Raw genomic sequence first — 19905 nt, 5'->3', positions numbered from 1 at the left:
GGTTACATTTCGAACCCGGAAGCTAAGCCTTACAGCGCCGATGGTACTGCAGGGGGGACCCTGTGGGAGAGTAGGACGCCGCCGAACAATCATTGAAAGGGCTGGTCCCGGAACTTCGGTTCCGGGACCAGCCCTTTTTTGCTTTCCGTCACTTCGAGTTCACGTTGCGCCCCGACCATCGAGCATATGGGTACCGCAGCAATGCTCAGGGCCGCCGGCGTAGGAGTCGGCGACGAGGTCGTCCTCCCTGCCTTCGGAAACGTGGAAGTCGCCGAGGCCGTGGTCCAGGTCGGGGCGTTGCCGGTGTTCGCGGACATAGATCCGGCGACGTACTGCCTGGACGCCTCCGTGGTAGAGGCGGAGCTGACGTCCCGGACCGCGGCCATTGTCGTCGTGCACCGGTTCGGACGGCCGGCGGACGTGCGCCCGCTGCACGCGATCGGACAGCGCCACGGCCTGCTCGTGCTGGAGCAGGGCGAGTCCGAGGTGCCGTACGACGAGATAGCGCGGCGCAGACAGCGGGCGGCTTATCTGGACGGGAAGCTGAGAGGTGTGCGGACGCCGGACGGGGGTGACGGGCACACCTATGAGCAGTACGTGGTGCGGGTGCCGGGGAACGGACGCCCGGACCGTGACGCGTTCGCGCGCGCGGTGCTGGCGAGGGGAGTCGAATGCCGGGTGCCGGTGAAGACCCCCGTGCACCGGATGCCCGCCTTCCGGCGCTGTGTGTCGTTGCCGGAGACGGAGCGGGCCGTCGACGAGACTCTCGCGCTGCCCGTCGAGGCCGCGTTGACCAAGCGGGACATGCAGCGGATCGTGTCCGCCTGCAATTCTCTCGGCGGGCTGCTGCAGCCCGCGTACTGAATCCAAGTCCGTGGTTGGGAGCACCGGCACGTTCGGGGTATGATCTATTCCGTTGCCGCGAGGAAAACCTCCACAAGCGACAGGCCCCTATAGCTCAGTCGGCAGAGCGTCTCCATGGTAAGGAGAAGGTCAACGGTTCGATTCCGTTTGGGGGCTCCAGCACAAAGACCCCGCCCGATCGGGCGGGGTCTTTCGCATGCCCTGGGCCAAGACCCGTGGCCCGCACGCTAGTCCGCGTGGGGCTCCGGGACGCGCATCGCGAGGATCGCCATGTCGTCGGACGGGGCGTCGGACGCGAAGCGTTCCACCGCACGCATGATGCGGGCGGCCACCGCACCGGCCGTCAGACCCGTGCAGGTGGTGAGGACGTCGGCGAGGCCGTCGTCGCCCAGCATGCGGGTGCCCTCGCGTCGTTCGGTGACGCCGTCCGTGACGCAGAGCAGAACGTCGCCCGGGTCGAGGGTGACCGTCTGCTCGTACAGCTCCAGGTCCTCGATGACGCCGAGCAGGGGCTGCGGCTCGGCGGCCGGCTCGACCGTGCCGTCCTGGCGGAGGCGGAGGGGGAGCGGGTGCCCGGCGCAGACCACCTTCAGCTCCGCGCTGCCGTCTTCTTGCGGGCGCATCTCGCCGTACAGCAGCGTGAGGAAGCGGCTGCGGGCGCCCTCGTCGAGGATGGCCGAGTTCAGGCGCTCCAGAACCGCGGGACCGCTCAGACCCTCGCGGGCCAGCAGGCGCAGGGCGTGCCGGGCCAGGCCCGTGACCGCCGCCGCGTTGGGGCCGGTGCCGCAGACGTCTCCGATGGCGAAGCCGTACGCGTCGTCGTCGATGGGGAAGAGGTCGTAGAAGTCGCCGCCGACCTCGTTGCCCTCGCCGGCCGCGCGGTAGATGACCTCGACCTCGACGCCGTCGATGACGGGGAGCTCAGGGGGCAGGAGGCTGCGCTGGAGGGACTGGCTGATGGCCGTGCGCTCCGAGTACAGGCGGGCGTTGTCCAGGGCCAGGGCGGCCCGGCGGGACAGGTCCTCGGCGAGTTCGAGGATCTCCTGGCGGAAATGGTCGTCGGTGGGCTTGCCGAGCGTGAGCATACCGATGACGCGGTTGCGGGCGACCAGTGGGAGGACGACGGTCTCGCCACCGACCGCGGAGGCGGTGGCGAGGGTCGGGCCGATGCCGGTGCTCAGCTGGTGGTTCGAGTCGCCGCTGAGGCCGAGGTCGCGCATGGAGGTGCGCAGCGCCGCCTGGTGGGCCATCTCCGCGGGGGCCGCCCACACCCGGGCGCCCGGGGTGGGTACCGGGTCGGGCGGGGCGATCTTCGACAGCAGGGACTTGATGCCGTCGATGAGTTCCTCGTCCTCGTGCAGGACGTAGGAGAGGTACGGGTCGGAGGCCTGGTCGGCGATGGTGTAGACGGCACACCAGGTGGCCAGCGTCGGGACCGTCATCTGGGCCATCAGGGCCAGCGTCTGGTCGCGGTCGAGGGTGCCGGCGAGGAGGTCGGAGGCCTCGACGAGGAAGCTGAGCGAGCCACGGCGCAGCCGCTCCAACTCGCCGAGGCGGGCCGACTCGACGGCCAGGGCGATCCGGTCGGCGGCGAACTGGAGGCGCAGCGCCTCCTCGTTGGAGTACCGGCCGGGTGACTCGGCCGCGACGCCGAGGGATCCCGTGAGGCGGCCCTCGACCTTGAGGGGGACGGTGACGACCGAGCGCATGCCCGTGCCGTTGAGAAGCGGGACCGCGCCGGGGACGGCTTCGAGGTCGTCGTGGACGGCGGGCATGCGCGCCGAGCCGTACCGCCCGGGGCCGGCCTCGACGGGGACGCGGGCGAAGCGCTGGCGTGCGGAGGGCAGGCCGGTGGAGGCGCGGACCTCCAACTCCGTCTCGTCGTCGGTCGCCAGGAGCAGGAACGCGGCGTCGGCGTCGAGCATGTCGCGGGCGCGTTCGACCGTGCGCTGGAGGAGGCCGTCCAGGTCGTCCGGGGCGGGTGAGCCGATGAACACCTCGAAGGGGTCGGCGTTCTGGCCCTCGGAGGACGGGGAGTCGGAGGCCGGCACGCGCAACGGCGTCTGCAGCACCGCACGTTCGTGGTCGCGGACGAGGAGGCAGACCGTCGAGGGCTCGCCGTCGGCGTCGCGCACCCGGAGGTGGGAGGCGTACACCGGGGTGACGCGGCCGTTGGCGCCCCTTATGCCGTAGCTGCCCTCCCAGCGGGAGAGCCGGAGCGCCTCGGCGATGCCGGTGCTGGTGCCGGGGGTGTGCGGCCAGGCGGCGAGGTCGGTGAGCGGCTTGCCGGTGACCTGGTCGGCGGCGTAGCCGAAGAGGTCCTCGGCGTCCTCGTTCCACGATGTGACGGCGCCGGTGCGGTCGATCTGGACGACGGCGACGCGGACCCGGCCGTCGGCGAGCGGAAGCAGGGCGGCCGGGAGGGAGGGCCCGGCGGCGCGGGTGCCGACCGGACGCTCCGGCAGATGGAGGTGGAACCAGACGTTCTTGAGTGTGGGCGTGTACTCGACGCCCCAGCGGTCGGCCAGGGCCGCGCACAGCTGGAGACCGCGGCCGCCCTCACGGTCGGGACTGCCCATGTTGGCGGGGGAGCCCTGGAGCGGTACCTCACGCTCCGGATAGTGGTCGGCGACCTCGATCCGTACGCCGTCGTCGCTGCGCAGGCACACGACATCGGCGGTGGTGCCTGCGTGCACCACCGCGTTGGTCACCAGTTCGCTGGTGAGCACCACGGCGTCGTCGACGATGTCGGCATGGCCCCAGCCCTGAAGCGTGTCGCGGACGAAGGACCGGGCGCTCGCCACGGATCGTCCGACGGGCTCGAAGCTGGCGGCCGCGCGCGCGGTGATCACAGAACTCCTCGACCCTCTCTCCCCGTGCACGGCCTCATGGCCGACCGGCTCGCGCCGCTGCTGCGGCAGTCCACCCGTCGGCCCGGGATCCGGGGGCTGTTCCCCCGGGATCAGTCCGGTGGTCATTCCGGCCGCCCCTCCGATGCCCGCTCGTCTCCGTGTCACCGCCCAGACCGGACGGACCGGTTTGGCTGGACAGCCGTATGCAAGGTTACTTACCTTCGCGGTCCATGCGGATGCCGGTCTGCTGTGTTTCCGCCCAGAGGGTGTGCGGACGATGTGCGAAGCTGCCGAACTGTTATGGCCTGGTTCGGCCGGGGTGAAACACTGGGCAGGCTGCTCATGAAGGTCCGGGCAGGTGAATGCGTGCCGAGTCGGGTGGGCAGCAGCCCTGGAAGCGGCCCGGCGAGCCGGGTCGGATCGTCCGGCGGCACAGGAAGTACGCGGCAGTACCGGTCCGCCGAGTCGGCGGCCGGGCACAGCGGTATCGGTCGACCCCTGCGGGAGGGACACAGTGGAGTCTGGCGCAGCGACGCGGGCCACGAAGACGCGCGCGAAAGGCGGACAGTCCCTGAGTAACCAGGGCAAAACGCGGGGCGGCAGTACGCCGGTGGACACGGCCGCGCTGAACCGGCTGCTCGCTGCGCTCGTGTCCATGCGGGAGGGGAACTTCCGCAAACGGCTCACGGTGTCCGGCGACGGCGTGATGTCGGAGATCGCGGCGGTCTTCAACGAGGTGGCCGACCGCAATCTCCACCTCACGGGTGAGCTGGCCCGGGTGCGACGCGTGGTCGGCCGTGAGGGAAAACTCACGGAGCGGCTGGAGACAGGGGCCTGCGAGGGGTCCTGGGCGACGGCGATCGACAACTCGAACGCGCTGGTGGACGACCTCGTACGGCCCGTCTCCGAGGTCAGCCGGGTGCTTTCGGCGGTGGCGGACGGTGATCTGTCGCCCCGCATGGAGCTGCGGACGCAGAGCGAGGAGGGCACCGGGCAGCCGCTGCGCGGTGAGTTCCTGAAGGTCGGCCGGACCGTGAACAACCTGGTCGACCAGTTGTCGACGTTCACGGACGAGGTCACCCGCGTGGCCAGCGAGGTCGGCACCGAGGGCAAGCTGGGCGGCCAGGCCCGGGTGCGCGGGATGTCCGGTTCGTGGAAGGACCTGACGGACTCCGTCAACACGATGGCGTACCGGCTCACCGCCCAGGTGCGGGACATCGCGCTGGTGACGACGGCGGTGGCCAAGGGTGACCTGTCCCGGAAGGTCACGGTTCACGTGGCCGGCGAGATGCTGGAGCTGAAGAACACCGTCAACACGATGGTGGACCAGCTCTCCGCGTTCTCCTCCGAGGTGACGCGCGTCGCCCGCGAGGTGGGCACCGAGGGTGCCCTGGGCGGGCAGGCGCAGGTGCCGGGCGTGGCCGGGGTGTGGAAGGAGCTGACCGACTCCGTCAACACCATGGCCGGGAACCTGACGGCCCAGGTGCGTGAGATCTCCCACGTGACGACGGCCGTCGCCAACGGCGACCTGTCGAAGAAGGTGACGGTGCCGGCCCGGGGCGAGGTCGCGCAGCTCGCCGAGACGATCAACCAGATGACCGAGACGCTGCGGATCTTCGCGGACGAGGTCACGCGCGTGGCCAACGAGACCGGCGGCGAGGGACAGCTCGGCGGCCAGGCGAACGTGCCGGGCGCGGCCGGCATCTGGAAGGACCTGACGGACTCCGTCAACACCGTCTTCCGGAACCTGACCACTCAGGTGCGCGACATCGCCGCGGTGACGACGGCCGTGGCCAGCGGTGACCTGTCGCAGAAGGTCACCGTCGACGTGGCCGGCGAGATGCTGGAGCTGAAGAACACCGTCAACACGATGGTCGACCAGCTGTCCGCCTTCGGTGCCGAGGTCACACGGGTGGCGCGGGAGGTCGGTGTCGAGGGCGAGCTGGGCGGCCAGGCGCAGGTGCCGGGCGCGGCGGGGACGTGGAAGGACCTGACTGACTCCGTCAACACCGCGTTCCGCAACCTCACCGGTCAGGTGAGGAACATCGCCCAGGTGACCACGGCGGTGGCCAACGGCGACCTGTCGCAGAAGGTCACCGTGGACGTCTCCGGTGAGATGCTCCAGCTGAAGAACACCGTGAACACCATGGTGGACCAGCTGTCGAGCTTCGCCGACCAGGTCACGCGGATGGCCCGGGACGTGGGCACGGAGGGCCGCCTCGGCGGTCAGGCCAGGGTCGACGGCGTGTCGGGGACCTGGAAGGAGTTGACGGACTCCGTCAACTCGATGGCCGGGAACCTGACCTCCCAGGTGCGCAACATCGCCCAGGTGACGACCGCGGTGGCGCGGGGCGACCTCTCCCAGAAGATCGACGTCGACGCGCGCGGTGAGATCCTGGAGCTCAAGAACACCATCAACACGATGGTCGACCAGCTGTCCTCCTTCGCCGAGCAGGTCACCCGGGTCGCCCGCGAGGTGGGGACCGAGGGCCGCCTCGGCGGTCAGGCGCAGGTGCCCGGCGTCGCCGGTGTGTGGCGCGACCTGACCGACTCGGTGAACGGCATGGCCGGCAACCTCACCGCGCAGGTGCGCAACATCGCGCAGGTCGCGACGGCCGTGGCACGCGGTGACCTGTCGCAGAAGATCACCGTGGACGCGCGCGGCGAGATCCTGGAACTGAAGAACACGCTGAACACGATGGTGGACCAGCTGTCGTCGTTCGCCCAGGAGGTCACGCGCGTCGCGCGCGAGGTGGGCACCGAGGGCATCCTCGGCGGCCAGGCGGAGGTGCAGGGCGTCTCCGGCACCTGGAAGGACCTCACCCAGTCCGTGAACGGCATGGCCAACAACCTGACCATGCAGGTCCGCAACATCGCCGAGGTGACCACCGCGGTGGCCAAGGGCGACCTGTCGAAGAAGATCACCGTCGACGCCAAGGGCGAGATCCTCGAGCTGGTCACCACCGTCAACACGATGGTGGACCAGCTGTCGTCCTTCGCCGAGCAGGTCACGCGGATGGCCCGAGAGGTGGGTACGGAGGGCATCCTGGGCGGCCAGGCGCACGTGCCCGGCGTCGTGGGCATCTGGAAGGACCTCAGCGACAACGTCAACCTGATGGCGAAGAATCTCACCGTGCAGGTGCGGAACATCTCCCAGGTGGCCGCGGCCGTGGCCAACGGCGACCTGACGCGGACGGTGACGATCGAGGCGCGCGGCGAGGTCGCGCAGCTCGCCGATACGTTCAACACCATGGTGAAGACGCTCAGTTCGTTCGCCGACCAGGTCACCAAGGTGGCCCGTGAGGTGGGGACCGACGGCATCCTCGGCGGTCAGGCGCACGTGTCGGGCGTGTCCGGCACCTGGAAGGACCTCACCGAGTCGGTGAACCAGATGGCGTCCAACCTGACCGGCCAGGTACGCAACATCGCCATGGTCACCACGGCGATCGCCAAGGGCGACCTGACCAAGAAGATCGACATCGACGCGCGCGGCGAGATCCTGGAGCTGAAGACGACCATCAACACGATGGTCGACCAGCTGTCGTCCTTCGCCGAGGAGGTCACCCGCGTGGCCCGTGAGGTGGGCACGGAGGGGCAGCTGGGCGGTCAGGCGCGGGTGCGTGACGTCGACGGCACCTGGCGCGACCTGACGGAGTCCGTGAACGAGATGGCCGGGAACCTCACCCGGCAGGTGCGTGCCATCGCGCGCGTGGCGACCGCGGTGACCCGCGGCGACCTGAACCTGAAGATCGATGTGGACGCCTCCGGCGAGATCTCCGAGCTGCAGGACTACATCAACAAGATGATCGCCAACCTGCGCGACACCACCATCGCCAACAAGGAGCAGGACTGGCTCAAGGGCAACCTGGCCCGGATCTCCGGGCTCATGCAGGGCCGCCGGGATCTCCAGGACGTGGCCTCGCTGATCATGAGCGAACTGACGCCCGTGGTCTCCGCCCAGCACGGGGCGTTCTTCCTCGCGATGCCCCTGGTCGACGGCCAGGACCAGGCGGGGGCCGAGGAGGACGCCTACGAGCTGCGCATGCTCGGGTCGTACGGCTACTCGATGGGGTCCATGCCCACCTCGTTCCGGCCGGGGGAGGCACTGGTGGGAACGGCCGCCCAGGAGAAGCGCACGATCCTCGTGGAGAACGCGCCGAGCGGCTACCTGAAGATCTCCTCCGGACTCGGCGAGGCCCCGCCCGCCCAGGTGATCGTCCTGCCGGTGCTGTTCGAGGGGCAGGTGCTCGGCGTCATCGAGCTGGCGTCCTTCACGCCGTTCACGCACATCCAGAAGGACTTCCTGAACCAGATCGCCGAGATGATCGCGACGAGCGTCAACACCATCTCCGTCAACACCAAGACGGAGGTGCTGCTGAAGCAGTCCCAGGAGCTGACCGAGCAACTGCGTGACCGTTCCGAGGAGTTGGAGCAGCGGCAGAAGGCCCTCCAGTCGTCCAACGCCGAACTGGAGGAGAAGGCCGAGCTGCTGGCGCAGCAGAACCGCGACATCGAGGTGAAGAACACCGAGATCGAGGAGGCGCGGCAGGTCCTGGAGGAGCGCGCCGAACAGCTCGCGGTCTCGATGCGCTACAAGAGCGAGTTCCTGGCCAACATGTCCCACGAGCTGCGTACGCCGCTCAACTCGCTGCTGATCCTGGCCAAGCTGCTCGCCGACAACGCCGACGCGAACCTGTCCCCGAAGCAGGTCGAGTTCGCCGAGACGATCCACGGCGCCGGGTCCGACCTGCTCCAGCTCATCAACGACATCCTCGACCTGTCGAAGGTGGAGGCGGGCAAGATGGACGTCTCCCCGACGCGCATCGCGCTCGTCCAGCTCGTCGACTACGTGGAGGCCACCTTCCGGCCGCTGACGGCGGAGAAGGGCCTGGACCTGTCGGTGCGGGTGTCGCCGGAGCTGCCCGCCACGCTCCACACCGACGAGCAGCGGCTGCTCCAGGTGCTGCGCAACCTGTTGTCCAACGCGGTGAAGTTCACCGACTCGGGAGCCGTCGAGCTGGTCATCCGGCCGGCCCGGGACGACGTTCCGCAGGCCATCCGGGAGCAGTTGCTGGAGGCCGGTTCGATGAACGACCCGGATGCCGAACTGATCGCCTTCTCCGTGAGCGACACCGGTATCGGTATCGCGGCCAGCAAGATGCGGGTGATCTTCGAGGCGTTCAAGCAGGCCGACGGCACCACCAGCCGCAAGTACGGCGGAACGGGCCTGGGACTGTCCATCTCGCGGGAGATCGCGCAGTTGCTGGGGGGTGAGATCCAGGCGCAGAGCGAACCGGGCCGCGGCTCCACGTTCACGCTCTACCTGCCCCTGCACCCGAGCGAGCTGCCTTCGCACGGCTACCAGACGGCCCTTCCCCCCGTGGGGGCGGGCGAGCTGCCGGCGTCCCCGGGTGCGGCGGCCGAGCCGCCGGGGACGGACATCGAGACGCCGGCCGAGGTGAAGTCGTACCAGAACGCGCAGAACGGTGCGGCGGCGCTCTTCCGGCGTCGCCGAAGGCCGGCCGAGACCGAGGAACTGCCCGCGGTGCGGGAGGGGCGGCCGGGAGACGAGCTGGAGGCGGCGCCGCCGCAGCCGGTCCACGGGGTCCGCTTCGGCGGGCAGAAGGTCCTGATCGTCGACGACGACATCCGCAACGTCTTCGCGCTCACCAGCGTCCTGGAGCAGCACGGCCTGTCCGTGCTGTACGCCGAGAACGGGCGCGAGGGCATCGAGGTCCTGGAGCAGCACGAGGACGTGACGGTCGTCCTGATGGACATCATGATGCCCGAGATGGACGGCTACGCGACGACCACGGCGATCCGCCGGATGCCCCAGTTCGCCGGTCTGCCGATCATCGCGCTGACCGCGAAGGCGATGAAGGGCGACCGGGAGAAGGCGATCGAGTCGGGCGCGTCCGACTACGTGACGAAGCCGGTCGACCCCGACCACCTGCTGACGGTGATGCAGCAGTGGATGCGCGAGGACTGAGCGCCGCGAGCCGGCGGCGACCCACGGGAACCGCGGCCGGCCGGCGGGAAGCGGACGGTACGTTCGGACCTCGGGCCCGTAGTACGTTCGGGCACGGTGTCCGCGTACGTACGGGCACCTTCCGTGCGCTCCGCTCGGAAGGTGTGCGAACGTGGGGCGTGTGTAAACGGCGGGAACCTTCGGAGTCCGCACGAAGTCGCCGACTCGGCGTGCCCGAAGCCGTGTAGAAGCACGGGATGCGGGGAACCTTCTGGTCTCCCGCGCGTTTCTGCTACGAGCACAGTGACATCACGGTGACAGGGTGTGGCGACGGGCGGGGTGCGGCTACGATGACCGGCACAAGGACGGGCGGCGCAAGGGAGCCGTCCCCCGGGGCGGCACCGGCCGGTGCCGTGCCGAGTCCTGCGGACAGGGGAGGCCCCACGCCGGGGCGAGGAGGGCGGGCCATGGTGCAGAAGGCCAAGATCCTCCTGGTCGATGACCGGCCGGAGAATCTGCTTGCGCTGGAGGCGATCCTCTCGGCGCTCGATCAGACGCTGGTGCGGGCATCGTCCGGGGAGGAAGCGCTCAAAGCACTGCTCACGGACGACTTCGCGGTCATTCTGCTGGACGTCCAGATGCCGGGCATGGACGGTTTCGAAACCGCCGCGCACATCAAGCGACGGGAGCGGACCCGGGACATCCCGATCATCTTCCTCACCGCGATCAACCACGGCCCCCACCACACCTTCCGCGGGTACGCGGCGGGCGCGGTGGACTACATCTCCAAGCCGTTCGACCCGTGGGTGCTGCGCGCGAAGGTCTCCGTCTTCGTCGAGCTGTACATGAAGAACTGCCAGCTGCGTGAACAGGCGTCTCTGCTGCGCCTCCAGTTGGAGGGCGGCGGCAAGGCCGAGGCCGGTGCGGCCAAGGAGCCCGCTGGGCTGCTCGCCGAGCTGTCGGCGCGGCTGGCGGCCGTGGAGGAGCAGGCGGAGGCGCTGTCCAAACAGCTGGGCGACGAGTCGACCGACGCGGCGGCGGTGGCGACGGCCGCGCATCTGGAGCGCAAGCTCACCGGACTGCGGCGGGCGCTTGACGCGCTGGAGCCGGGCTCGTCCGGAGGCCAGGCCACCGTCAACTGACTCCCCGCGTGGGATGTCCCGCGGGGGCGACGGCCGCGAGCCGTGACCCGCGAGGACAGCGAGGCGTTCTGTGAGGACTTGTCAGCGGCTGTACCGGAAGCGTCAGTTCCGTTCCCTCACGTGGGCGACACGAACGGGTGAAGCGGTAGGCACACGTGTCGACTGCCGTCTCCCCCGGTAACCTCACACCTATGGCCTCACGTCCCTCCGCAGCCAAGAAGCAGCCCGCGAAGAAGGCGGCCGCTCCCGCGAAGGGTCCGGCGAGGAAAGCGCCCGCCAAGAAGGCGCCCGCCAAGAAGGCCGTGGCGAAGAAGCCCGTGCCCAAGACCGTTCCGAGCCCCACCGGAGGCGTCTACCGGCTGGTGCGCGCGCTCTGGCTGGGCCTCGCCCACGGAGTCGGCGCCGTCTTCCGCGGCATAGGGCAGGGCGCCAGGAACCTCGACCCCGCCCACCGCAAGGACGGCGTCGCGCTGCTGCTGCTCGGCGTCGCGCTGATCGTCGCCGCGGGCACCTGGGCCGACCTCAAGGGGCCCGTGGGCGACCTCATCGAGATCCTGGTGACCGGCGCCTTCGGCCGGCTCGACCTGCTCGCGCCGATCCTGCTCGGCGCCATCGCGGTACGCCTGATCCGGCACCCCGAGAAGCCCGAGGCCAACGGACGGATCGTGATCGGTCTGTCGGCGCTCGTCATCGGTGTGCTCGGCCAGGTGCACATCGCCTGCGGTTCACCGGCCCGCAGCGACGGCATGCAGGCCATAAGGGACGCCGGCGGCCTCATCGGCTGGGGCGCGGCGACCCCGCTGTCGTACACGATGACCGATGTCCTGGCCGTGCCGCTGCTCGTGCTGCTCACGGTATTCGGGCTGCTCGTCGTCACAGCGACCCCGGTCAACGCGATCCCGCAGCGGCTGCGGCAGCTCGGGGTGCGGCTCGGTGTGGTCGGCGACCCGGAGGCGGACGCGTTCACCGACGAGGACGAGCGCTACGACGATCAGTGGCGCGAGGCGCTGCCCGCCCGGTCCCGCAGGCGCGGGGGCCCGGCCACCGTCGAGCCGTACGACCCAGGGGCGGCCGAGCAGGAGGCGCTCACCCGGCGCCGCGGCAGGCCCCGGCGGTCCGCCGTGCCGCAGCCCGAGACGGACCGTCCGATGGACGCCGTGGACGTCGCCGCGGCCGCCGCCGCCGCGCTGGACGGCGCCGTACTGCACGGGATGCCGCCGTCACCGCTGGTCGCCGACCTCACCCAGGGCGTCGGCACGGGGGACCGCGAGTCGACGACCCCGACCCCCACCCCCGTGCCGGCCGCGCGCCCGCAGCCGGGGAAGCTCAAGAAGGACGCCGCCAAGGCGCCCCGACCGGACTCGGCGGGCGGAGGGGTCCCCGACCTCACGAAGACCCCGCTGCCCAAGGAACGGGATCTGCCGCCGCGCGCCGAGCAGCTCCAGCTCTCCGGCGACGTCACCTACTCGCTGCCCGCCCTCGACCTCCTCACGCGCGGCGGCCCCGGCAAGGCCCGCAGCGCCGCGAACGACGCCATAGTCGCCTCGCTGACCACCGTCTTCACCGAGTTCAAGGTCGACGCCGCAGTCACCGGCTTCACCCGCGGCCCGACGGTCACGCGCTACGAGGTCGAGCTGGGCCCCGCCGTGAAGGTCGAGCGGATCACCGCGCTGACCAAGAACATCGCGTACGCCGTCGCCAGCCCCGACGTGCGGATCATCAGCCCGATCCCCGGCAAGTCCGCGGTCGGCATCGAGATCCCCAACACCGACCGGGAGATGGTCAACCTCGGCGACGTGCTGCGCCTCGCGGAATCCGCCGAGGACGACGACCCGATGCTGGTCGCGTTCGGCAAGGACGTCGAGGGCGGCTACGTCATGCACTCGCTGGCGAAGATGCCGCACATACTGGTCGCGGGTGCCACCGGGTCCGGCAAGTCGTCCTGCATCAACTGCCTGATCACCTCGATCATGATGCGGGCGACCCCCGAGGACGTCCGGATGATCCTGGTCGACCCCAAGCGCGTCGAGCTGACCGCGTACGAGGGCATCCCGCACCTGATCACGCCGATCATCACCAACCCGAAGCGGGCCGCCGAAGCGCTCCAGTGGGTCGTGCGCGAGATGGACCTGCGCTACGACGACCTCGCCGCCTACGGCTACCGGCACATCGACGACTTCAACCGCGCGGTGCGCGAGGGCAGGGCCAAGCCGCCCGAGGGCAGCGAGCGTGAACTCCAGCCGTACCCGTACCTGCTGGTCATCGTCGACGAGCTGGCCGACCTGATGATGGTGGCGCCGCGGGACGTCGAGGACGCGATCGTCAGGATCACCCAGCTCGCGCGCGCGGCCGGCATCCACCTGGTGCTCGCCACCCAGCGGCCCTCCGTGGACGTCGTCACCGGGCTGATCAAGGCCAACGTGCCCTCGCGGCTCGCCTTCGCCACCTCCTCGCTCGCCGACTCCCGGGTCATCCTCGACCAGCCCGGCGCCGAGAAACTGATCGGCAAGGGCGACGGCCTCTTCCTGCCGATGGGCGCGAACAAGCCGACCCGTATGCAGGGCGCGTTCGTGACCGAGGAGGAGGTCGCGGTCGTCGTCCAGCACTGCAAGGACCAGATGGCGCCGGTCTTCCGCGACGACGTCACCGTCGGCACCAAGCAGAAGAAGGAGATCGACGAGGACATCGGCGACGACCTCGACCTGCTGTGCCAGGCGGCCGAGCTGGTCGTCTCCACGCAGTTCGGGTCGACCTCCATGCTCCAGCGCAAGCTGCGCGTCGGCTTCGCCAAGGCCGGACGCCTGATGGACCTGATGGAGTCGCGGAGCATCGTCGGACCGAGCGAAGGTTCGAAGGCTCGTGACGTTCTTGTGAAGCCGGACGAGCTGGACGGCGTGCTCGCGCTGATCCGGGGGGAGTCTGAAGGGTAGGGACGGTGAGCGAGGGTTCCCCGACGGAGGTCACGGCGGCCGGCCGGCCGATCGTGACTCACCCGTTAGGGATCAGTGAGCAACCGTTTCCCCACGCCCTACGTCAAGTTGAGCGAAGTGACAAACAGGTAGTCCGCCATCGGTGTGCCGGGCCATTCCGATGGCGTACAAAGTCGTACTGCCCGGTTGCCCCACCCGTTTGCTACCCCCCTAGACTGAACGCCCAGCACAGGCGGCTAAACGCTCGAAAGGCGCCCCCGTGTCCAACGGCAACTCCCCTGAAGACGAGCGTCCGATCGAAGACGTGTCCCAAGGCGTCCCTGAAGACGTTTCCGAGGAAGCCCGCCCCTCCGTCGGCCGTGCCCTGCGGCAGGCACGGATCGCCGCCGGGCTGACCGTCGACGACCTCACCACCGCCACCCGGGTCCGGATCTCCGTCGTGCACGCCATCGAGGCGGACGACTTCGCGCCCTGCGGCGGCGACGTCTACGCGCGCGGTCACATCCGCACCCTGGCCAAGGCCGTCGGGCTCGACCCGGCCGAACTGCTCGCGCGGTTCGACGCCGAGCACGGCGGGCGCCCGGCGCCGACCCCTGCCGCGCCCCTGTTCGAGGCGGAACGCATCCGCCCCGAGCGACGCGGACCCAACTGGACCGCCGCCATGGTCGCCGCGATCGTCGCCGTGATCGGTTTCGTGGGGTTCACGTTCGTCAAGGGCGGTGACGACGGCGGCAACGAGGCGAGCGCCGCCGAGGGGGCCCAGCCGTCGTCCGGCGAGTCCGCCTCGCCGAGCGCCAAGCCGAACAAGCCCGCCGACACCGAGCCGGAACCGAGCGACAGCGCCATCGCCGCCGCGCCGGCGGACAAGGTGACCGTCAAGGTCAGCGCCACCGAGGGCCGCAGCTGGATCTCCGCCCAGGACCACAACGGCCGACTGCTCTTCGACGGCCTGCTCAAGGAGGGCGACTCCAAGACCTTCCAGGACAACGAGAAGGTCAAGCTCGTCCTCGGGGACGCCGGCGCCGTCCAGCTGTACGTCAACGGCAAGAAGATCGAGGACGACTTCCAGCCTGGCGCCGTGGAGCGTCTGACGTACACGAAGGGCGACCCGCAGGTCGGATAGGGCGACCCGCAGGACGCGTCAGCACGGGGTCGGCCGGGATCGGCCAACCCCGTCGACGTGGGCCGTCGGCGGGACAAAGTAGTCTTGAGCCCATGCCTGAAAGCCGTACCGTCGCACTCGTCACCCTTGGCTGCGCCCGTAACGAGGTGGACTCGGAGGAGCTCGCAGGCCGTCTGGAGGCGGACGGCTGGAAGCTCGTCGAGGACGCCGAGGAAGCGGACGTCGCCGTCGTGAACACCTGCGGCTTCGTCGAGGCCGCCAAGAAGGACTCCGTGGACGCCCTCCTGGAGGCCAACGACCTCAAGGGACATGGAAGAACCCAGGCCGTGGTGGCGGTGGGCTGCATGGCCGAGCGGTACGGCAAGGAGCTGGCCGAGGCCCTCCCGGAGGCCGACGGCGTCCTCGGCTTCGACGACTACGCCGACATCTCCGACCGCCTGCAGACCATCCTGAACGGCGGCATCCACGCCGCCCACACCCCGCGCGACCGGCGCAAGCTCCTGCCGGTCAGCCCCGCCGAACGGCAGGAGGCCGGTGCCTCCGTCGCCCTGCCGGGACACGGCCCGACCGACCTCCCCGAGGGCGTCGCCCCCGCCTCCGGGCCCCGCGCGCCCCTGCGCCGCCGCCTGGACGGTTCCCCGGTCGCCTCGGTGAAGCTGGCCTCCGGCTGCGACCGGCGCTGCTCCTTCTGCGCCATCCCGTCCTTCCGCGGCTCCTTCATCTCGCGCCGTCCGAGCGACGTGCTCAACGAGACGCGGTGGCTGGCGGAGCAGGGCGTCAAGGAGATCATGCTGGTCTCCGAGAACAACACCTCCTACGGCAAGGACCTCGGCGACATCCGCCTGCTGGAGTCGCTGCTGCCCGACCTCGCCGACGTCGACGGCATCGAGCGGGTGCGCGTCAGCTACCTCCAGCCGGCCGAGATGCGCCCCGGGCTGATCGACGTGCTGACCTCCACCCCGAAGGTCGTGCCCTACTTCGACCTCTCCTTCCAGCACTCCGCGCCGAACGTGCTGCGCGCCATGCGCCGCTTCGGCGACACCGACCGCTTCCTGGAGCTGCTCGACACCATCCGGAGCAAGGCCCCCGAGGCCGGTGTGCGCTCCAACTTCATCGTGGGCTTCCCCGGCGAGTCCGCGGCCGACCTCGCCGAGCTCGAGCGGTTCCTGAACCACGCCCGGCTGGACGCCATCGGCGTCTTCGGCTACTCCGACGAGGAGGGCACCGAAGCGGCGACCTACGGCGACAAGCTGGACGAGGACGTCGTCGCCGAGCGGCTGGCACGTGTCTCCCGCCTGGCCGAGGAACTCGTCTCGCAGCGGGCCGAGGAGCGCGTCGGCGCCACCGTCCGGGTACTCGTCGAGTCGGTGGAGTCCGCCGGCGAGGGGGACGGCGTTCGCGGCCGCGCGGAGCACCAGGCGCCTGAGACGGACGGCCAGGTGCTGCTCACGGGCGGCGAAGGCCTGAGTGTCGGTCGTATGGTCGACGCGAAGGTGGTCGGTACGGAGGGTGTCGACCTGGTGGCCGAACCGCTGCCGGGTTCCCCCCGGTGGAGTGAGGAGGCCGGCAGATGACCGGAGTCCCGGCGTCCGCGGCGGGCGGCTCCTCCGGTGCGCGCGGGACCGGCCCGCGCGGCGCCCCGGGTGCGGCGCGGGAACCGGCCGAGCGCGGGACTCCGGGGTGCGGCGTGGAACGGGGCGCGACGGAGCGGGGTACGGCGGAGCGGGGCGCCACCGAAGGCGGTGCCGCCGGACGCGGAGGCAAGATCGCGGCCGCCGCCGTCAACCAGGCGAGCGTCTGGAACGTCGCCAATCTCCTGACCATGCTGCGGCTGCTGCTCGTGCCGGCCTTCGTCGCGCTGATGCTGGGCAACGGCGGGTACGACCCGGCCTGGCGGTCGTTCGCCTGGGCGGCCTTCGCCGTCGCCATGATCACGGACCTCTTCGACGGGCATCTGGCCCGCACCTACAACCTTGTCACCGACTTCGGGAAGATCGCCGACCCCATCGCCGACAAGGCGATCATGGGAGCGGCGCTCGTCTGCCTGTCCGCGCTGGGCGACCTGCCGTGGTGGGTGACGGCCGTCATCCTCGGCCGGGAACTCGGGATCACCGTCCTTCGTTTCGTGGTCATCCGGTACGGCGTCATCCCCGCGAGCCGCGGCGGCAAGCTCAAGACCCTCACCCAGGGCATCGCCGTCGGCATGTACGTCCTGGCGCTTACGGGGCCTCTGGCCACCCTGAGGTTCTGGGTGATGGCGGCGGCGGTCGTCCTGACCGTGGCGACGGGCCTCGACTATGTGAAGCAGGCCATTGTGCTGCGCCGCCGGGGAATCGCCGAACGCAGAGCGGCGTTGAAGGAGAGGGAAGCTTGAGTTCCACGGCCGCCGACGTGGTGCGACTACTCACCGTCAGGGGCGAGACCCTCGCGGTCGCCGAGTCGCTGACCGGTGGAATGGCTGCTGCCGCGATCACGGCGGTCCCCGGGGCGTCCAAGGCGTTCCGCGGCTCCGTCACCGCGTACGCGACGGAGCTGAAGCAGCAACTGCTGGGTGTCGACGCCTCGCTCCTCGCGGCGAGCGGAGCGGTGGATCCCCAGGTCGCCGCCCAGATGGCGGCAGGTGTACGCACGGCGCTCGGCGCCGACTGGGGCATCGCGACGACAGGCGTCGCCGGCCCGGACCCGCAGGACGGGCACCCCGTGGGCACGGTCTTCGTGGCCGTCGACGGGCCTTTCGGAGCCGACGAGGGGTGCGACCATGGCGGAAAAGTGGAGGCCCTGCGGTTGAACGGCGACCGCGCGGAAATTCGTATGGAGAGTGTACGGAGCGTACTCGCACTTCTTTTGAGGGAGCTTGCGAGCGAACAGACCGGGAATGAGCGGACACAGGATAAGGAACGGAACGGGGGGTTTTGATGTTTGCAGCCCTGAGTGAACACGACATCGCTCCCCGCACGGCCGCGGCGCGAGGCGGTACGGTGGGGCGTGAAGGATGCGGTTACACGGTCCGAGGAGGGAGCCACCGATGATTCTGCTCCGTCGCCTGCTGGGTGACGTGCTGCGTCGGCAGCGCCAACGCCAGGGCCGTACGCTGCGCGAAGTCTCCTCGTCCGCCCGAGTCTCACTCGGCTATCTCTCCGAGGTGGAGCGGGGGCAGAAGGAGGCTTCTTCCGAGCTGCTCTCCGCCATCTGCGACGCGCTGGACGTACGGATGTCCGAGCTCATGCGGGAAGTCAGCGACGAACTCGCCCTCGCCGAGCTGGCCCGGTCCGCTGCGGCGACGCCGAGCGAGACCGTTCCGGCACCGGTACGCCCGATGCTGGGTTCCGTCTCGGTGACCGGTGTGCCACCGGAACGGGTGACCATCAAGGCACCCGCCGAGGCAGTGGACGTCGTCGCCGCCTGAGCGACCGGGAACGTGTGCGTATGAGGCCCCGGCCGGGGATCCTCCGGGAGACCGGAGCGACGTGGTCGGGGTTTTCGCGTGCCGGACGCGTGCGTCAGGGCCGTCGGCGCGTCCGCCGGTTTGCCGGTCCGCGCGGGTGCGGTCATCGTGGAGGGAGATGGCCGGGGGGCGAACCGACGGAGGCGTGGATGTACGTCGTGAAGAGCCCGTTGTCCGACGCGGACCTGAAAACCGTCTCCGAGGCGTTGCAGGGCGCCCTCGTCGACCTGGTGGACCTGGCGCTGGTGGCGAAGCAGATCCACTGGAACGTGGTCGGCCCACGATTTCGCTCCGTACATCTCCAGCTCGACGAACTCGTCGGCACCGCCCGCACGCACTCGGACACCGTGGCGGAGCGCGCGTCGGCGCTCGGCGTCTCCCCGGACGGGCGTGCAGCGACGGTCGCCGTCGGCAGCGGCATCGACGTGACCCCCGAAGGATGGGTCGACGACACCACCGCCGTACAGACGATCGTGGACGCGCTGGGTGCGGTGATCGGGCGGATGCGCGAGCGGATCGCGGCGAGCGGCGACCCCGATCCGGTGAGCCAGGACATCTTCATTCAGATCACGGCCGAGCTCGAGAAGCAGCACTGGATGTTCCAGGCCGAAAACGGATGACGCGGGATGGCGCCGGCGCGGACGGTTCGCCGGGCTGCCGCGCTGGGCCTCGGGCTGCTGTGGTGGTGGGCCGTGCTGCGACTCGCGCTGGAGCCCGGCGCCGGGGTGCTCGAAGGGGCGGTCGCGGCCGGCGGCTGGGGGCTGAGCGTGCTGCCGGTGCACTGTGTGCCGCGGCGCCGGGCCGCGGGGGCGCTGGGGGCGGGCCGGTGGCGACGGGCCCTGGGCGGGGCGGTGCGCGGTCCGACGGCATCCGGCCCTGAGGAGGCCGGTCCGGGCGACGCGGGTCCGGAAGGTGCCACACGGTGATGTGCAGGTCGGTGGTGAACGGGCGGAGGCGGACCCGGTCGGTGAGTGGCGGGGTGAGCCGACCGTCCTGGCGGACGGGAGACGCTGCCTTCGCGGACGGGCCGTGCGCGGAGTAACGTACAACCAAATGGTTGTAGACGAGTGGGTCGAAGAGACGGCCACGGACCGCCTGTTCCACGCCCTGGCCGACATGACGCGCCGCGACATCCTGCGCCGTTGTGTGCGGGACGACCTGTCGGTGTCACGGCTGGCCGACACGTACCCGATGAGCTTCGCGGCGGTGCAGAAGCACGTCGCGGTACTGGAGCGGGCCGGCCTGGTGGTCAAGCGGCGCCGCGGGCGCGAGCAGCTCGTGCGTACCGCCCCGGATGCTCTCGGCCGGGCCCGCCGCGCCCTGGACGAACTCGAGGCGGCCTGGCGCGGACGGGTGGAGCGGATGTCCGGCCTGCTCGCCGATGCCCCGGAGCCCGAGGCGGACCGACATACGGAAGGACAGAGCCGATGAGCGTCCCAGCCTGGACAAGGATCTCGACAACCTGACCCTCACCCTGGTCGCCGACGAGCAATGCTCAGGACTTGTGGATCGGCCTCGGGAGGGGTGCCTCGCGGAATGCGGAGGGCGTACCTTCCCGAGTGATCGATTGATGGTCACCGA

General features: G+C 70.2%; 13 protein-coding genes, 1 tRNA gene and 1 rRNA gene. 14 read left to right on the top strand and 1 reads right to left on the bottom strand.

Annotated elements, in window-relative coordinates:
* From rrf to ACGFYH_RS35725, 3 genes are all read left to right on the top strand, one after another.
* Positions 1-87, top strand: a 5S ribosomal RNA gene (rrf, locus tag ACGFYH_RS35735); the annotation flags it as partial.
* A gap of 114 nt (positions 88-201) precedes the next feature.
* On the top strand, positions 202-864 hold the full coding sequence (locus ACGFYH_RS35730; RefSeq protein WP_393807340.1) for a DegT/DnrJ/EryC1/StrS family aminotransferase: 663 nt from the start codon (positions 202-204) through the stop codon (positions 862-864).
* 83 nt (positions 865-947) lie between these two features.
* A tRNA-Thr gene (locus tag ACGFYH_RS35725) sits at positions 948-1023 on the top strand.
* A gap of 68 nt (positions 1024-1091) precedes the next feature.
* On the opposite strand, the gene ACGFYH_RS35720 is transcribed toward ACGFYH_RS35725, so the two are convergent.
* Positions 1092-3842 carry a SpoIIE family protein phosphatase gene (locus ACGFYH_RS35720; RefSeq protein ID WP_393807339.1) on the bottom strand — a complete coding sequence of 917 codons (2751 nt, stop codon included), beginning with the start codon at positions 3840-3842 and terminating at the stop codon, positions 1092-1094.
* Between the two features lie 388 nt (positions 3843-4230).
* Between ACGFYH_RS35720 and ACGFYH_RS35715 the strand changes: the two genes are divergently transcribed.
* The 11 genes from ACGFYH_RS35715 to ACGFYH_RS35665 all read left to right on the top strand — a co-directional run bounded on the left by ACGFYH_RS35715 (position 4231) and on the right by ACGFYH_RS35665 (position 19755).
* Complete coding sequence (locus tag ACGFYH_RS35715; protein WP_393807338.1) at positions 4231-9705, top strand: HAMP domain-containing protein; 5475 nt, start codon at positions 4231-4233, stop codon at positions 9703-9705.
* Positions 9706-10151: 446 nt separating this feature from the next.
* Complete coding sequence (locus ACGFYH_RS35710) at positions 10152-10826, top strand: two-component system response regulator (protein ID WP_393807337.1); 675 nt, start codon at positions 10152-10154, stop codon at positions 10824-10826.
* Between the two features lie 191 nt (positions 10827-11017).
* Entirely contained in the window at positions 11018-13756 is a 2739-nt protein-coding gene (locus ACGFYH_RS35705; protein WP_393807336.1) for a DNA translocase FtsK, read from the top strand.
* Between the two features lie 259 nt (positions 13757-14015).
* Positions 14016-14879, top strand: coding sequence for a helix-turn-helix domain-containing protein (locus ACGFYH_RS35700; protein ID WP_393807335.1), 864 nt, complete (start codon positions 14016-14018; stop codon positions 14877-14879).
* 92 nt (positions 14880-14971) lie between these two features.
* A complete protein-coding gene (gene rimO / locus ACGFYH_RS35695) occupies positions 14972-16453 on the top strand; it encodes a 30S ribosomal protein S12 methylthiotransferase RimO (protein ID WP_393807334.1) in 1482 nt (493 codons plus the stop codon).
* Entirely contained in the window at positions 16450-17253 is an 804-nt protein-coding gene (gene pgsA / locus ACGFYH_RS35690; protein WP_393807333.1) for a CDP-diacylglycerol--glycerol-3-phosphate 3-phosphatidyltransferase, read from the top strand. Before rimO ends, pgsA begins: the two co-directional genes overlap by 4 nt.
* Complete coding sequence (locus tag ACGFYH_RS35685) at positions 17250-17795, top strand: CinA family protein (protein WP_393807332.1); 546 nt, start codon at positions 17250-17252, stop codon at positions 17793-17795. Before pgsA ends, ACGFYH_RS35685 begins: the two co-directional genes overlap by 4 nt.
* Before the next feature lie 109 nt (positions 17796-17904).
* On the top strand, positions 17905-18285 hold the full coding sequence (locus ACGFYH_RS35680) for a helix-turn-helix domain-containing protein (protein ID WP_003973269.1): 381 nt from the start codon (positions 17905-17907) through the stop codon (positions 18283-18285).
* A 188-nt stretch (positions 18286-18473) separates the two neighbouring features.
* Positions 18474-18944, top strand: coding sequence for a Dps family protein (locus tag ACGFYH_RS35675; protein ID WP_393807331.1), 471 nt, complete (start codon positions 18474-18476; stop codon positions 18942-18944).
* Between the two features lie 6 nt (positions 18945-18950).
* Positions 18951-19250, top strand: a complete 300-nt coding sequence (locus ACGFYH_RS35670) for a hypothetical protein (protein ID WP_393807330.1) — start codon at positions 18951-18953, stop codon at positions 19248-19250.
* A gap of 127 nt (positions 19251-19377) precedes the next feature.
* The gene (locus ACGFYH_RS35665; RefSeq protein ID WP_393807329.1) at positions 19378-19755 is read left to right on the top strand and encodes an ArsR/SmtB family transcription factor; all 378 of its coding nucleotides are present in this window, start codon (positions 19378-19380) and stop codon (positions 19753-19755) included.
* Positions 19756-19905: the final 150 nt, after the last annotated feature.

Origin of the sequence: Streptomyces sp. NPDC048392 (assembly GCF_043200575.1) — a bacterium.
GTDB lineage: Bacteria > Actinomycetota > Actinomycetes > Streptomycetales > Streptomycetaceae > Streptomyces.
Note: the sequence above shows the minus strand (reverse complement) of the source record. Positions and strands in the feature narration are given on the sequence as shown.